At 61.7% G+C, this 14,902-nt stretch carries 18 protein-coding genes and 2 pseudogenes; 3 read left to right on the top strand and 17 right to left on the bottom strand.

Annotated elements, in window-relative coordinates; translation table 11 throughout:
• Positions 1-2: 2 nt before the first annotated feature.
• The 14 genes from virB9 to NUH86_RS24295 form a co-directional block, all read right to left on the bottom strand.
• Complete coding sequence (virB9, locus tag NUH86_RS24355; RefSeq protein WP_267253304.1) at positions 3-860, bottom strand: P-type conjugative transfer protein VirB9; 858 nt, start codon at positions 858-860, stop codon at positions 3-5.
• Complete coding sequence (locus tag NUH86_RS24350; RefSeq protein WP_267253303.1) at positions 857-1,555, bottom strand: virB8 family protein; 699 nt, start codon at positions 1,553-1,555, stop codon at positions 857-859. The genes virB9 and NUH86_RS24350 overlap by 4 nt, the downstream gene beginning before the upstream one ends.
• A gap of 334 nt (positions 1,556-1,889) precedes the next feature.
• Complete coding sequence (locus tag NUH86_RS24345; RefSeq protein ID WP_267253302.1) at positions 1,890-2,834, bottom strand: type IV secretion system protein; 945 nt, start codon at positions 2,832-2,834, stop codon at positions 1,890-1,892.
• Between the two features lie 16 nt (positions 2,835-2,850).
• Positions 2,851-3,069, bottom strand: a complete 219-nt coding sequence (locus NUH86_RS24965; protein ID WP_416365408.1) for an EexN family lipoprotein — start codon at positions 3,067-3,069, stop codon at positions 2,851-2,853.
• Positions 3,066-3,779 (bottom strand): type IV secretion system protein, encoded by a 714-nt coding sequence (locus NUH86_RS24340; RefSeq protein ID WP_267253301.1) that lies wholly within the window; start codon positions 3,777-3,779, stop codon positions 3,066-3,068. The genes NUH86_RS24965 and NUH86_RS24340 overlap by 4 nt, the downstream gene beginning before the upstream one ends.
• 3 nt (positions 3,780-3,782) lie before the next feature.
• Entirely contained in the window at positions 3,783-6,194 is a 2,412-nt protein-coding gene (locus NUH86_RS24335) for a VirB4 family type IV secretion/conjugal transfer ATPase (protein ID WP_267253300.1), read from the bottom strand.
• On the bottom strand, positions 6,187-6,537 hold the full coding sequence (locus NUH86_RS24330) for a type IV secretion system protein VirB3 (RefSeq protein WP_267253299.1): 351 nt from the start codon (positions 6,535-6,537) through the stop codon (positions 6,187-6,189). The genes NUH86_RS24335 and NUH86_RS24330 overlap by 8 nt, the downstream gene beginning before the upstream one ends.
• Entirely contained in the window at positions 6,534-6,872 is a 339-nt protein-coding gene (locus NUH86_RS24325) for a TrbC/VirB2 family protein (protein WP_125723801.1), read from the bottom strand. The genes NUH86_RS24330 and NUH86_RS24325 overlap by 4 nt, the downstream gene beginning before the upstream one ends.
• Positions 6,869-7,537 carry a lytic transglycosylase domain-containing protein gene (locus NUH86_RS24320; RefSeq protein ID WP_267253298.1) on the bottom strand — a complete coding sequence of 223 codons (669 nt, stop codon included), beginning with the start codon at positions 7,535-7,537 and terminating at the stop codon, positions 6,869-6,871. The genes NUH86_RS24325 and NUH86_RS24320 overlap by 4 nt, the downstream gene beginning before the upstream one ends.
• Positions 7,534-7,875 (bottom strand): hypothetical protein, encoded by a 342-nt coding sequence (locus NUH86_RS24315; protein WP_267253297.1) that lies wholly within the window; start codon positions 7,873-7,875, stop codon positions 7,534-7,536. The genes NUH86_RS24320 and NUH86_RS24315 overlap by 4 nt, the downstream gene beginning before the upstream one ends.
• A 50-nt stretch (positions 7,876-7,925) precedes the next feature.
• Positions 7,926-8,870, bottom strand: coding sequence for a phytanoyl-CoA dioxygenase family protein (locus NUH86_RS24310; protein ID WP_267253296.1), 945 nt, complete (start codon positions 8,868-8,870; stop codon positions 7,926-7,928).
• A gap of 10 nt (positions 8,871-8,880) precedes the next feature.
• A complete protein-coding gene (locus tag NUH86_RS24305) occupies positions 8,881-9,486 on the bottom strand; it encodes an acyl-homoserine-lactone synthase (RefSeq protein WP_267253295.1) in 606 nt (201 codons plus the stop codon).
• 72 nt (positions 9,487-9,558) lie between these two features.
• Positions 9,559-10,302: a LuxR family transcriptional regulator gene (locus tag NUH86_RS24300; protein WP_267253294.1), complete on the bottom strand. Its 744-nt coding sequence runs from the start codon at positions 10,300-10,302 to the stop codon at positions 9,559-9,561.
• Between the two features lie 16 nt (positions 10,303-10,318).
• On the bottom strand, positions 10,319-11,080 hold the full coding sequence (locus NUH86_RS24295) for a helix-turn-helix transcriptional regulator (protein WP_267253293.1): 762 nt from the start codon (positions 11,078-11,080) through the stop codon (positions 10,319-10,321).
• Positions 11,081-11,301: 221 nt separating this feature from the next.
• Here NUH86_RS24295 and NUH86_RS24290 point away from each other — a divergent pair, with 221 nt between their 5' ends.
• Entirely contained in the window at positions 11,302-11,868 is a 567-nt protein-coding gene (locus NUH86_RS24290) for a hypothetical protein (protein WP_267253292.1), read from the top strand.
• 42 nt (positions 11,869-11,910) lie between these two features.
• Here NUH86_RS24290 and NUH86_RS24285 read toward each other — a convergent pair whose 3' ends face one another.
• Entirely contained in the window at positions 11,911-12,195 is a 285-nt protein-coding gene (locus NUH86_RS24285) for an S-4TM family putative pore-forming effector (protein WP_267253291.1), read from the bottom strand.
• Between NUH86_RS24285 and NUH86_RS24280 the strand changes: the two genes are divergently transcribed.
• Entirely contained in the window at positions 12,126-12,314 is a 189-nt protein-coding gene (locus NUH86_RS24280; RefSeq protein WP_267253290.1) for a transposase domain-containing protein, read from the top strand. The two genes, NUH86_RS24285 and NUH86_RS24280, sit on opposite strands and share 70 nt — an antisense overlap.
• 275 nt (positions 12,315-12,589) lie before the next feature.
• Here NUH86_RS24280 and NUH86_RS24275 read toward each other — a convergent pair.
• Positions 12,590-13,012 (bottom strand): annotated as a pseudogene (locus NUH86_RS24275) (transposase); the annotation flags it as partial.
• Between the two features lie 76 nt (positions 13,013-13,088).
• Between NUH86_RS24275 and NUH86_RS24270 the strand changes: the two are divergent.
• Positions 13,089-13,922 (top strand): IS5 family transposase, encoded by an 834-nt coding sequence (locus NUH86_RS24270; protein WP_267249579.1) that lies wholly within the window; start codon positions 13,089-13,091, stop codon positions 13,920-13,922.
• Between the two features lie 21 nt (positions 13,923-13,943).
• Here NUH86_RS24270 and NUH86_RS24265 read toward each other — a convergent pair.
• Positions 13,944-14,633: pseudogene (locus tag NUH86_RS24265) on the bottom strand (IS110 family transposase); the annotation flags it as partial.
• Positions 14,634-14,902: the final 269 nt, after the last annotated feature.

The following is a 14,902-nucleotide window of genomic DNA, read 5'->3' as shown; positions in this document are numbered from 1 at the left end:
GTTCATTCCTGCGGATGGGTGATGGTGCGCTCGACGTGGGGCGATCCGGTATTCGTCCCGTGATCGACGCCATAAGGTTCTGGCGCCTGGTTATAGATGCACAGCACCTCGCCGCCCCGGCGCAGGCGCAGTTGACGCGCCACTAAATGAACGACAACGAATTCGTCGCGAACGTCGAAGGGGACCAGCGTTTCGGACCCGTCTGGCCTCACCAGATAAATGGCAGGAACTTCCCGGTTCGCCGGAAACCGCAACACCGTGAATTGGCCATTGTCAGAGACCTCTGACGGCTGCAAATCGCTCGAGCCCTGGACCTTGTAATTCATGTTGCGCGGCCCCTCGATCACCGCATGATCGAGGGCACCGCGAACAGCCTGGGCCTCCAGCGCCGCCGCTTGCATCGCGATCTGTGCTGCTCTCAGTCGTTCGGCCCGCGCCGCCTCGTCCCGCGGATAGCGGAAGCGCACCTGGAAATAGGCCTGGCCGTTGCGGCCGGTGATCGGACCGCTGCGAGCAGTGAGTTCAAAGGCATAGCTTCTTAAGGTTCCGCCGCGAGACGTGGTGACGATAAGGTTGGTCGGTCCAGCGCGTTCGCGCGGCTTGAGGAACAGGATGTGGCCAGCCACGGCCACCTCCCAGGAGACGGTGTCGCCCAGCGCGACGTGCTGGATCGTCTCGTCCTCGCTCAGGACTATCTGGGTTGCTGTCCGGAAGGTCCCGACGATGCGATAGACCTGCGCCTCCGCATAATCGACGAACTTGACGCGCGGGTCAGACGCAGCGCCACGCGGGACCTCGACCGCATGGGCAGCAAACGGCGAGGCCCACGCGATGATAGCCGCAGCGACCAATGTTTTCATCGGACCACCTCCGGATCGGAGCGGTAATTCTCGACCTGGAAGCCGAGCGGGTTCCGATAACGGTCGCCTTCGGCCATTGGGGCATTGGCATAAGCGAATGTGACCGTGGCGATCCAATCGCTGCTCTGCGTATCCGTCTCTGTCTGGATCTGCCGCGTAAAACGCACGTTAGCGACCCGATCATTGATGAAGGCGATGTTGCGCACTCGTGCTTGCACAACGACGTTCTTCCCCCAGGCGTTCTGGGGACTTGCGGCATTGTTGTTGCTGAAGAAGCGCGCCCAGCGCTGCTGCTCCGCAGGCTGCGACAGGATCGTCACGAAGCGGAAATTCTCCTCGGCAGCTGCCGGTATCCAGCTTTCGCGTGTGCGTACATATTGCGCGAGAAAGTATTTAGTGACCGCTTCATCATAGCGCATCGGCCGCTGGGTCAGCGCTGTCTGGACATCCACCGCGCCCGTCGTCTGATTGACCCGAATGACATAGGGCACGACGGTCTTGAGCGGGGCCAGCGCGGCGACAGCAAAAATGGATGCGGCCGCAAGCACCGAGGTTAGTGCCGCCACGGTCCAAGCAATACGTGTCGATCGCAATGCCGATCGAACCCTGTCCTGGTCCCAGCTTCGCGCTTCCTGGAAATAGCGTTTGAGCCCGGAACCAGGCACCGCCTCCGCGCCATTGTCAGCAACTCGCATAACGAATGTCCCTTGGCGCAAAGGAAACCTTGTCGTCCGGAGGCGCTGGCACTGCGGGCGGAGGCGGTGGATCTCCCACCTGCGGATGAGACAAGGGAGGAATGGGCGGCGCAGGGCGCGGCGCTGTAGTCGCCGGCACCGGCGATCCGGGCAGAACGCTCCCATAGATATTCACGTCACGCAGATGGTGCCCGTTACAAACGGCCAGCTTCTTGGGTCCGGAAGCGCATGCCGCGAGGCCAAGCAATGGAAGACTGCCGATCAGGCAGAAAGTAACCTGGCGGATGGTGAACGTCGATTTTTGAGGACAGGGCAAGGTCATGGTGATGTCTCGCTATGCCGTTTCGATGGAGCCGCCCCGACGAGCGGCGCGCTCCAGATTGCGGCTGTTGCGCGCAATGCGGCGTTGTCGGAAGGGAGATGCCATTGTCCCCCATGCGGTCCCAGCGAAGGCACCCACCCCGGCGGCTGCCCCGCCCGCAATGCCGGTGGCAATCGCAGGAGCCTGGAAGAAGAAGATTGTGCCAAGAAATATGTATGCAGCAAACAGAACGGCACCGAATGCCGTATCCACGACTCCTTCAGATGCTGCCGTTGCAGCGGCTCCGAGATCAGTAATCAGGGTCGTGACCGCAATGATTACAGCAAGCAAGACAATGTAATTTATGGTTTGGCCAAGCCATCCATGAAAGAAACGCCTTGTCGGTTCGAACAATGCGAGGGCGATGAAAATGGGGCCGAGGGCTATAATGATCGCGAGTGCAACTTTGGCAAATATCGTAATTGCGAAGCCGATAGCCGCCGAGAGACCTGCGAGCGCCTTAAGCCCCAAGCTCAACGCATAAAGTACCAATTTATAAGGATTGATATCGCTGTAAGTCGCCGCCTCGGTCTCAATGCGCGCTATAATGACATCGCTTTGGGCGTAGTAATCGTCAAAAGCTTGGCCAGCTGTCCCGATCGTCTTCCCCGCGAGAGCCTGCGAGATCGCGTCCGGCATCCCATGAAAAAGCGGCGTGGTGATCCACTCAGAATAGGCGACCGTCGTTGCGGCAATATACAGCAGGCAAAGCTTGACCATCCGGTAGAACAGCTCGCCCCAAGGCTCGCTGATGATCCCACGCATCACCATGTAACCAAAAAGGGCGATATAGATTACAAGGCCGAGTGCCAGCGGCCCGCGCACAACCTCGACCACATTTTGAAGACGCTCATTTAGGAAAAGGTCCAGCTTTCCATCAATGTTCGTGTAAAGTGAGCTGAACAAGTCCGTAGCCATGCCGAATTCCAACGCGCTACCGTGAAAGCGACTGCATTTTATTGTTGAGTGTTCGAAGGCTTTCGGCGTTCGAGCACTCTTGCTGGTTCTGGTGCGAGCCATCGGCGCAAGCCTTAGTAAGCTCGCTCAGTTCCTCAGGATGGGAATTCAGATAGTCCTTCCCGCGCGGCGCTCGCTCACACCCGGTTAAGACAGCTGTCGCCAATGCCGCCAGCAAGAAAACCTTGCCCGTCATTGTGATAGGCTCCCGAGCTTTGAAGCCAATATTGTCTCGCTCTCGCGCTGCGACCGTAGCCGAACGTCGGCTTCCTGCCGCATCCGCAGCGCCTGCAATTGCAGGGCATCATTTTGGATGTGGACGTTTTCGACCCCTACCCTTGCCTGGATGTCCATGACCTGTTTCGCGTCCGAAGCGGTATCGAGTGAGGTGCGCAGTTCTTCCAAGCCCGTTGTGCGTTGGGCCGAGACGCCATAGGCTGACTCCGCGATCGCGGCATCGCGGGCGGCTAGATCGCCATTTCGCAACAGAGTGTCGCGCGACGCGCGCTCATAGGCTGAGGCGCCTGGCCGCAGGTCCGGCAGCGCAATGCGGTTGGCATCGCGAATCCGGGTCGCGGCACTGCCAAGCGATCCCAGCCTGGCATTGTCCGACGACATCAACCTGCCGAGGTCGCGGGCCTCGCGCGGCAGCAGATGGCGCATCGTGTCGGTGGAAAGCGACGGGGCAATGCCGTTGACGTCGGTGACCTGATTGAAGCTGCCGTAGAGCTGCTTGGCCTCGGCGATCTGCTCCTTGCCCTGCTCGATCATTGACAGGGTGTTCTTGACCGTGGCGAGCGCCTGCAAATAGCCAGAGCTGTCATAGACCGGTATGCCTTGGGCGGCGGCCGGACCTGCTGTTCCCAGGATAATCGCACCGATCGCTGCGGTTTTGCCTTTACGCATAGCTCATCCTTTCCTGCTCGATGGAGACCGACGCTGCTGGTGAAAGAGGGGCAGCCAGTTTTCGGGATCGTCGCCGACCTCGGCGCGGATAGCGTCGAGCAGCGTCACCGTTTCAGTAGTGCCCGAGAGAACTGCCAGCTCGTCGGAGAGACCGCCAAGATCGAGCTCGACGATGATTGAGTCATGGCCTTGCTTGACCAAGAACCGGCGGGATTCCGGATTCAGATCGTGGCGGATGAGCTTGAATTCCGCCTGGGTCAGACCCAGTCCATCGACATAGTCCGTTTCGCGGCCGTAGGGGTTGGGAAGCAGTATCTTGGTCGCAACCTGCTCCATGATGCTGTGCGAAATGTCCGAACGCAGCGCATCCGCAGGGCTTTGCGTGCCGAAGACAAGAAAGGCATTCTGCTTGCGGTAGGTCTTGAGGCCATCCTGCGCAAAGGCGCGGAAGGCGTCGTCACCCAAGGCCTTCCAGAATTCGTCGATGTCGATCACAAGCCGCCGACCGTCGAGGAGACCGTCGATCCGGTGGAACATGTACATCATGAGCGGCGTGCGGACTTCAGGGTTGTCGAGAAAATCGGTCATGTCGAAGCCGATAAACGCCGCCTCGAGCGATAGGGCATCGATCTCATTGTCGAACACCCAGCCGAGCGAACCGCCCCGCGCCCATTTCTCCAGCCGAGCTCCGATGCCTTCAGGGTCACGCTGGCCGAGCAGCTGGCGAAGCGCGAGAATGGAGCGATCCTCCGGCGCGAGGCGCCCGAGCGAGGCCAGCCCCTCGTCGATCATGCGTTCCTGCGTGACCCCTAGCTGACCTCCGACCGGCGTCACGAGCTGGCGGATCAGGCGCCCCAGGAAGGCAAGATTGCGCGGACCATAGTCGAGTGCCCGCAGAGGCGCGAAACCTGTAGGCACGCCATTCTTCAGCGTTAGATAGATTCCGCCCGCGGATCGGACATAGATCTCCGCGCCGCGGTCCTTGTCGATGAAGATCTGCTGCGCGCCCGTCTTCTCGAGCTGCGCCATCAGAAAATTCTGGACGACGGTCTTGCCCGCGCCAGAAGGACCGATGATCAGTGTGTGGCCCAAATCGCCGACATGGAAGTTGAAATAATAGGGCGATTGCGCGGCCGTCTTCATCATGGCGATCGCAGGCCCCCAATGGTTCCCCTTGGCACGGCCCGCGGGATAGGTATGGAACGGCGCCAAGGCGGCAAAATTGCGCGAGGTGATCGCCGCCGGCCGCGCCCGCCATGCGAAATTTCCGGGCAGTTGCGCCCAGAACGCCGCTTCGAGCGCTGGTCCTTCGCGCGCCGCCACCAGGCCGGCATCGGCCAGCGCCGCGCGCGCGGCCGAGAGATTATCGGCAAGCCGCCTCTGGTTCTCGGCGAATACGGCCAGTGAGAAATGATGCTCACCAAGAACGAAGCGGTTGCTTTGCAGATCGTCGGCGGCATCAGCAAGATCGAGCGCCTGGCTCGCGGCCGCATCCTCGGTCGAGGCCATCTGGTTCTGCCGGCGGCGCAGACGTTCGGCTGCCCGCGCCTTGCCCATGAAGGTGAAGGATTGCGAGACGACGAAAGCGAAATCCTGGCCGAGCAAGGCATTCATCTGGCCCGGGCGCGTCAGCGCGGGATACTCTCTGATCCCCAAGATGCCCTGCCAGCGGCTCGCGTCATGGGCACGGATCTCGACCGTCTCGCGTCCGAAGATCACGCGCTCGCCATAAAGCGCCGATCCCAGATGACCGCGGACGAGCGGAACCCTGGATCGCGCGCCCATCATCAATTGCTCGAGCACCTCAAGCGGGGCGGAGAAGATCAGGCCATTATGCTCGTAGAGGGCGAGGCGCGTCGGGCTGCAGCGGCGGAGCAGCTTCTCGATGTCGCGCGCCTTCTCCTCGAAGCGCGCCAGTTCGTCGGGATCGACTTCCTTCTCCGCTGCCCTGGCTTTCGCGATCCGCTTGAGAAGCAGCCCGGTTCGATCGGCCGATCCGACGGCCGGACGCATGAGAAGCGTCAGATAATGCTCATTGACGAACATCCGCTTGGCGGTGACGCGCGCCCGATATTTACCGTCGAGCTCGGCGGCGAACTTTGAACGAAACTGCCCTTCGGGATAGTCCCCTACGGCTGAGCGGACGATGTGGGTCCAGATCGCAAGCCGATCGTCGGCGATGTTGCGCCAGGTGCCGTTGAGCTTCTCGTGCCAATCGTTGAGGTGGATCGGATCAGCCGTCTCGAAAGCCAGCCCTTCGAGACGGAACATCATCATGAGATCGCCGCTATCGAGCGCGATCACTTCGGGCGTCACATGGCGGGCATAGGGGAGATAACGCGCGGGCTCCGCCTCTCGGGCCAGAACCCGCCAGGGCGTCTTGCGCGGCGGCAGCTGGGCGGCGGCGCTAGCCACGCGCGAAGCCCTTGCGCTTCATCCCCGCGACCGGCAGCGGTGAATAGGAACTGCCGCCCCACCAGCCGCGGTTCCGGCAGCGCGCCTTGGTCAAAGTCCATAACCATAGCAGACGAAAGGCATTGGCGTCGTGGCGCACGATGAGGCGCGCCACCGCCAGGCACGCGCCGCCGATCGCCCCCGCGTAAAGCGGATTGCCGCTGACGATCAGGGTGAGACAGGCAGCAAACGCAATCGGCAAGGACGCTTCGAGCGGCACGCCCAGCCACATCGTCGGCCGGGTCACCGCAAGGAAAAGCGTTTCCTCGCGCAGCCGCTCGTTCGAGGGCGCGGCCTCCCTCACGCGCCACCCGTGATGGTATCGACGATCCACTGCGCGCTGAAGACGATGAAAATGCCGACGATGACCGTCACCAATAGGCCAAGACTCGCCCGTCCGGTGAAGAACATGAAACCGACGATGACGACGGCGATCACCGCAATCGTCTTGGCAAAGGTGCCCGTCAGCCAAGTCTTGATGTTCTCCGCCATGGAGGTGATGCCGTCCGCGCCTTGCGCATGGGCAGGATCACTCAGCAGCAAGGAGAGAAGTACCGCCAGGCCAACGATGCCGGCGATGCGCAGCAAAAGACGCGCCCATTGGGGCTGGGAACCCAGGCGGGCGGTGATCGCTGTCATGGATGCTGTCCTTTCTGAGAAGTTACCCCGTCCCCGAAGACCATGAGCGAGGCTTGCTGGGTTTCTGCGGCGGTGTTCCACCCGGCGGCCTGCCTCGCCGCGAGCGCAGCGGGTAGCGGTTTGGCGATCACCGCATCGGCAGGCTGGACAGGCGCGGTCGTCACAGACGCTGGGAGCCTGCCGCGGATCAGGGGAATGACGGTTGACGCGCTGGCATAAACCCGAGCGACATAGCCGTTGCGAAATCCGCGGCGCCGATCGCCGGTATTGTAGAGCGAGAGCGCTGTTGCGATCGCATGGTCCGAACTCGGCGCGAAACGCGCCACCGACTGATAGTTGGTCGTCAACACCCGCGCTGCGGCTGCGAGGTTGCGGCACGGCTCAAAGGCATCCTCCACCGACAGACCCAGCCATCCGAGGTTGGCGCTGTTGATCTGCCCCAAGCCCAGGTCGATGTTGTAGCCTTGGTGGATGAGGCTACGCGCCGCAGCAATCGCCTGTGCCCTCGTCGCCGGCGTCGGCTTACGCGCACCCGGACTGTTCACCCCGATCGCCAGTGTGTTAAACCGGCTTTCCGTGTGAACGATCGAGATTAGCGTCTCAGGCGCCACGCTTGGCGCGCATGAGCCCGCAAGGACGAGAAGACTGGCGACGTCGAGGATCATCGAACGCCGTCCTGCAGCCGCTCGATTTGGGCCAGCGAGTAGGTTTCGCGGCGTCCATCGCTGAAGGTCATGACAACCCGGCGCCGCGTTGCGGAATCGCGATCGTAGACCTTGGTACGAGCGACACCACCGCCGCTACAGCCGGGAAAAGAGCCGCCAGTGCCCAAGCGCTGCCACAGCTTGGTCATGGGCGCGACCCACTGGGCATATTGCGTCGCGCCACCGGGATTGGAAAGGAATAGGAGAACCTGGCAGCCCAAGTCATTCGCTCGCGCGGGAGTCGGTTGAAGAGCGGTGCCCATGGCGAGCACCGCCAGGCTGAGAATCACACGTTGCATCGGGTCATTCCCCCGCGAGAGACACCTCCCGCGTTGGGAATTGGCGTCGGCTATCCGTTGGATTTCACCTCTCTTTTGTTCCGCCCGGCTCCGATTTCGGCAATCCCCCCAGCCGGGGGGAGTTGGCCTGCTCTTTGCTGGTCTAGGAATTCAGCCAGCGCACCTTCCTGATCGGGGCGCAACGCGTCGATCGCCGCCAAATATTCGGGTGGATTACCCTCGAGCAGGATGGACGGGCATTGGCCATCATAATTGCCGAGATTGGGGCGGTGCTGCTGGTAACCGACGAGCGCGGCAAGCTCTGGATCGAACGCACGGGCCGCATCGGGCGGATAGGTCAGCCATTGATTTTCGTAGGGCTTCAGCCAGCCCAGGCAATAGCTGACGATAATGCCACGCCGGATCGCGCCGGTCATGTTCGCGCCGGCGCCATGCAGCGTGGAACCGAGAAAGAGGATCGCCGAGCCCGGCTCCGCCTCAACCGCCATGGGCTGCGCGTCCTTCGCAGAACCGGCATTATGGCTCTCGGGCCAGATCAATGTGGCGCCGTTTTCACCCCTGAACGGAGAAATCGGCCACATCACGTTGACGAGATACTCGATCTGGCCTGTCGGGCCGCGCCACATATCCTGATCCCTGTGAGGGAACTGCGCCAGCGCGCCGGGATGCAGTTCGAGCGCCTGCGTCAGGTTGAGCTGGATGGTATCGCACCATGGGTTGAGGACCGACTGCACCAGGCGCATGATCGCGGGATGACGCACCAGCCTCTCGACAGCGGGTACGCGTTTCAGAAGGCCGCCGAAGCGCTTGGTGCGCGGACCGTAGAAACCGCCCTGACAAAAGGGTGTGGCGGCAAAGCGCGGATCGAGGGCGTGATCGATCTCCGCGATCTCTGTCGTGGATATGATGTCCCGCAACACGCTGAAGCCGTGCCGCTGCAGATCGTCATCGACCGTAGGGTCAACAGCTTGGCCATAGGGGGAGAGATTCGTCATGGCGCCCTCCTCAAGCAGCCTTGGCAAATTCGGCGAGACCGACCGGGCGCCAGATGCCACTGGCCTGCAGCTGCTCACGCGTGCGGCCATCGATGTCGATCTGCAAGGCGACAAGGCAGCTTGTCGAACCGGGCAGGCCGAGGGGGCGGCAGGCCCAGCCAAAGCTCAGGATCTGCTGGAACCAGGGCCACTCAGCGACGCCGGTGTAGCTTTGGATTCGATTTCGCAGCGCATATTCGACGAGCGCGGACACCAACCGGTTGCGCACCTCCAGGCGCTCACGTGCGCGCAATCGTCGTGCAAGACAAAAGCGCGTGATCTCGAGGATCGCACCACCCCGGGGAGGCGCTTGTTCACATAGCTCGGGGAAAATGGTGCCAAGAATATGGTCACCGGTCGTAGGAAGCAGCCGCGCCGAGGCAAGATGCTCGCCCTCGGCGTCGGCTATCACGATGTAGACGGCAGCGTCATTGTCGAACTGGTCGATTTCATAGCGGCCGGCGAGGACCGGCACGTCCCAGTGCAGAAGATCGACGAATATCCGTTTGCGTTCCTCGAACATCGAACGGAACAGGCGGGTTTCCATGGCGCGGGCAGCGCCGGTTTCAATATGCATGACAGCCTCCTTTGATGAGGCGGTCAGTCGATCAGGCCCGCGTCCTTTCGGTTATCCCCAGTCCTGGGGAGATCATCGGCCGAAAACATCCGCGAAGCTGATCTGTCCATCGAACAAGGCGCGGATCGCCAGAAGCGTGCGCTTCGTGACACCGTAGCGGTCACGCGCATCCTTGACATGCTGGATCACCGTTTCCTGCCCAATGCCGAGGATCTGGCTGATCTCCCAGTCGGTCTTCCCGCGCGCGACCAGCGCCACACATTCAGCCTGCCGCTCAGTCAGGCTGGGGCCTTCGCATCGAGCTTGGGTTTGCCGGGACAATCTGCGCGCAGCTTCGAATGCGAAGCTGCCAATCAGCTGGACGAGCGGGAGCTGTCGTTGATCGAGCACGTCGCCTGACCCCATGGCGAATGAGCAGGACCCATTTACCTCACCAGGAATGTGGGCAGGAACCGTGAAACCATCGCCCAGCCCGGCGTTGTGCGCTTCCGCCAGGATCGACCGATCAGCAGCACTGAGCGTGATGAGTGATTGAACCGCCGACCAGGCAAAGCCGACATTGGTGCGGTGGCTGGCACGGTGGATCGGGTCACTGGCATAGAGGCGACGCGCCTGGAAACGCTCCACCCAGTCCGGTGGATAATCGACGATATGGACAGGGCTCACCGCCGGCTTGCGGTCGATATGGTGGACCAGGGCAAAGTACCGAAAACCCATCTCACGCGTGATCTCGGCCATCAGGCCGGCGAGCGCTCGACTGTCCTTGATTGTCGCGGCGACCGCGCAGAAGTCCTGAACTTGGCCAAGCCCGATCATCACGGCCCAAGCGAGATCAGAGGAGCGCGTCCATGTTGAGATGACCGTCGCGAACCGCGCGCAGCACTAGCTGCGTTCGGCGCCGAACGCCGTAGCGCCGACGCGCAGATTCAACATATTCGTGCACGGTGTCGCGGCTAAGCCCGAGTATCTGGGCAATCTCCCAATCGCTCTTCCCCTGGGCCACAAGAGCGATGCATTCGACTTGGCGCGGACTGAGGGGAACGAACACGAAGGTCCTCATCTCTTCGCCGAGCAGTTCGCGCGCCCGGTCATAGGCGACCGAACCCAGCAAGCGGGCGGTGAGAATTTCCTCCACATCCAGCGGTTCATCACGCGCTCGGGCGACCGTGAAAATCGCCTCAGGCTCACCCGGCGTCCTGATCGGCAAGCTATAGCCCGCTGCAAGGTCATGATCCCTGGCGCGTATCAGGATGCTCCGCTGGCGCGAAGAAAGCTCAAGCACGTCGCCCACCCGATCCCAGGCGAGCCCCGATGGCGTGCGGGCGCAGGCCGCATGGATGGGGTCTTCGACATAGTGGCGCTCCTCGAGCACCTCCTCGAGCCAGGCCGACGGATAGGTGGTGAGAAACAGGCTTTCCCCGCCTCCGCGCCGAAGATCGACATTGTGGAGCAGCGTGAACCAGCGGAAGCCAAGTTCGCGCACGGCCGCATCGATGGTGCCTTGCAGATCGCCGAGGTTTCCAGCACGCGCACATTCCTCTGCGAAACGCGTGAGGTCATCCAGGCGGCCGCAATCTCTTATCCTGTTCGCCATAGACGGCCGAAACTCGTCGCCAGGACAACTCCCCGTCCAGTGATAAGCGATCAGCACGGTGATTATCACGGCGAGTTGAGAACGATTCGCAACAGTCTTCGAGGAATGAATCGCCTATGACACTTTGCCCGCTGGTAAAGTGTCATAGGCGACAAATGATGCCCAACGGTGCGGATTTCGGATTCACATTGATCCTTTTTTGTGCTTGATTCAGTCGCGTTATGTTTCAATCCTCGGCTCCTCTCGAACCTTCCGGCAACTGCGATATCGCAGCCTTACTCGAGAGATTGGCGCAGGCCTCAAGCCGCCCCCGCTACGCCTTCATGCTGCTCAACCTGATTGCCCAGGTCGCCGGCCCCGACGGCAGCGCCGGTCCCTGGATTAAGCAGGACAACGAGCTTGTTTCGCTGCGCGACTGGCTTTGCGCTGCGCTCACGCCGATGGCCCAGCGCAGCGCGCGTAACGTCGCCTTGGCCGAGCGGGTCCATAGAGACCTCGTCAGAAGCGACGCGCTTCCGCGCGATGCGCAGGATGCACAGCGTGCGGTCGCTGAGGAAATGCGTGCGCGCATTCGGACCGCCGGCAAAAGCAATCTCAGCCGTGCGGTTTCCGAGCTCGTAAATGCAGGATTCCTGCGCCGCCATTATCAGGGCTGTCGCGTCGACCATCAGAACCGCGGCGGGCAGCGCCACGCCGTCTATACATTGGTTGGGGATGCGCGTCTTCTCGGCCCGACGGTTCACGCGCCGAAAGCGTTGGTCCAGGGTGAATTCGCGTTCACGGGCTAAGCAGACTTGCATCCAGCCTGCAGCATTTGAACAAGATTGCCGTCAGGATTGATTGACTTCGGCTATCCCAGCCTGACGCAGAAAATCAGCGGCCCCTAGGTTCATGTCGATCTCCATTCCGGATCGGAGCCAACGATAGACGAAAGGCAGGAGCAGCGGATTGCTGGTTCTGCGCTGGAATATGCTGTTCTGAAATTCGCGCGACCGTCTTTCGCATTCGCTGTCGTCACAACCTCCCGCGAGCACCAGTTCCCACAATGCTTCCGCCTCTGCGCGGGCCAGTTTCTGAGCATCGGCGGCATCACGCTGCCGGAAGGCGTCGCGCACCGCCCAAGACGGGTGGCATCAATCCGCATGACTGGCTGAACCAGACGCTGACCGCGCTCGCCAACGGCCATCCGGCCAATCGAGTTCATGAACTGATGCCCTGGATCAACGTGGGCTGAGAACACCGCTCTGATGTCCGCTGTCAACGTTGCGGGCGCGCAAAGCCACCGCTGGGCGAAGCTGTGCCGTGGTGACCGCGCATAGGTGGAGACGGGACCTGAGAGACGTCGGTGATCAAGCTCTGATACGCGGGTTGGCTACCGCATTCCCGATTGTGCGTCCGGGGCTGATCCTATCTTACAGCGGGCGTCGGCGATGCCGGCCACAAAGCGTGTGACGGATATTCCCCTGCCGTGGTCCCGCCCCCGCCTGTGCGCGGGAGCTATTGTGATCGTCAGGCGGGTTGGACCTCCCGGGCGATCGCCCACATGAAGCCGGCGAGCTCGCGTGCGATCGCCGCGCAAACTACCGTGGTCTTCTTGCCCTTCGCGTTGAGCGCTCGATAGCGAGCCGTCAAACGGCTCTGCGCCTTCCAGGCGATCTCCCGCACCTTAGGTGTGGTCTGCTCCAGGCGGTACAGTTTGTTCTTACCCACCCGGGGCGGGTGACGGTAAGTCCAGGCGCTCTCCACCAGCATGTGTCGGACTCTTCCGTTGCCGGCCTTGGTGATCCCGCCACGTCGGATCGCGTCGCCAGTCGAACGCTCGCTTGGCACCAAGCCCAAATATCCCATCAACTGGCGCGGGCTGTCAAACCGGCGCACATCGCCAACCTCGGTGACGAAAGTGACCGCGACGACAAGCTCCACGCCTCTTAGAGCCAGATCCGAAAGTTGTTGAGCAATACCAGCCTGTTGTGATTCACGCCGTCCTTGCGAAGAGATGGAGTGCCCCATGGCATGGACTGGTATTGCCCGGCGGGAGCATAGCCGGGAAGGATTGAGATATCCAACCGATATGACGGATCGGGAATGGGCGTTGGTTTCGCCTTTTATTCCTCCAGCCAAATCCGGCGGTCGCCGCCGAACGACCGACATGCGGGAATTGTTGAATGCGCTGCTCTATCTTGCCGGGGGCGGGTGTGCGTGGCGCATGCTGCCCAAATGCTTCCCGCCGGTCTCGACGGTGCGGCGCTATTTCTACGCCTGGCGCAATGCTGGATTGTTCGAGGCGATCAACACGGTTCTGGTGATGAACCTGCGTGAGATCGAGGGACGCGACGCCTCGCCCAGCGCTGGGGTGATTGACAGCCAGAGTGTGAAGACCACAGAATCCGGCGGCCCCACGGGCTATGATGCAGGCAAGAAGATCAAGGGAAGGAAGCGCCATATCCTCACTGACACTTGCGGCTTTCTGATCTTCATCCTGGTCCATGCCGCAGACATCCAGGACCGGGACGGTGCCGTCGATGTCCTCAAAGCAGTGCGCCAACGCTTTCCTTGGCTACGACACGTCTTCGCAGACGGCGGCTATGCAGGGGACAAACTCAGAGACGCACTGGCCTCGATGGGAAAGTGGACTGTCGAAATCATCAAGCGGTCCGACGCTGCCAAGGGCTTCCATGTCCTACCCCGCCGGTGGGTGGTCGAGCGCACTTTCGCATGGCTCGGCAGATGTCGTCGCCTCGCCAAAGACTGGGAGGCATCCATCGCCTCATCAACTGCTTGGACCCTCATTGCCTCCATACGCATGGTCACTCGACGAACCGCAAGGTATTGCTATGCTTGATAAACTTCTGAATCGGACACTTAAGGCCTGGAGCGCGCGAACGACCGGTGCCAGTGACCAGCTGGGCAGAAACTCTTCGATCGCGGCCTCGATGCGAACGATACGCTCTCTGTCCGTGCGAACCGCATCGACGAGTTCCTGCAGTGCGATTTGGTGAGCGGGATGATCGAAGTGCTGTTCTTGCAACCAGCGGAGGTGGCGTGCCCCCCATGCCGTTTTGCGCGGAAAGATGCGCCCGTGCTTCAGCATGAACGCACTCACCTGTTGTCGGTGAACGCGCTGGGTCTCGACCGCCGCAGCGCGAGCGCGGACCAGGTCGCGCATCGCTTCATGGCCCTCATCAGGAACCCACACCGGCGTCAGTTCCCCTGCGCGCAGGAGCTTGGCCAAACCGACCGCATCACGCCTATTGGTCTTTACCCTGTCGCCGGGGCGCCTCGGTATCAGCGAAGGTGCGACGACGTCGCAGGGATAGCCCATGGATGTGATCAACCGGTGGAGGCCATAGCCCGTCGGCCCGGCTTCGTAGCAGAAATGGATACGTTCGTGCTCGGCGGCGATCCGCTGCACTACCCGTCGCATGGCCTCGAGAGAGGCGTCGACTTCTCCCAGGAACCGCACCTCGCCTCCGCGCTCGCCGTCCGCGACCGCAATCGCGTTCCGCGTCTTTGCCACATCCATTCCGACGAAAACTTCTGTAGAATGCTCCACGGCTCATCCTCCTGCGATGAGGATCGGCTCGGCCACTCCGAGCAACCCTCGCCACCACAGTGTAGGGCGAGCCACCCTCAGCCAAAGAGCGGACATACGGTCTTACGTCGGGTTCCGCGAAGTCGAGGATCAGCTGGCCGTCGTCGCGCATGGACAAGCAGCAACGCTCGCCGACGACCAGCGTGCCGCGTCGCCGAAGCGCTGCGTCATGTAGCGAACCCCCTACCGCGCTTACTATTCGCCCCCGATCGAGCAGATCGATGCGTAGC

This window comes from Sphingobium sp. JS3065 (assembly GCF_026427355.1).
Lineage (GTDB): Bacteria > Pseudomonadota > Alphaproteobacteria > Sphingomonadales > Sphingomonadaceae > Sphingobium.
Note: the sequence above shows the minus strand (reverse complement) of the source record. Positions and strands in the feature narration are given on the sequence as shown.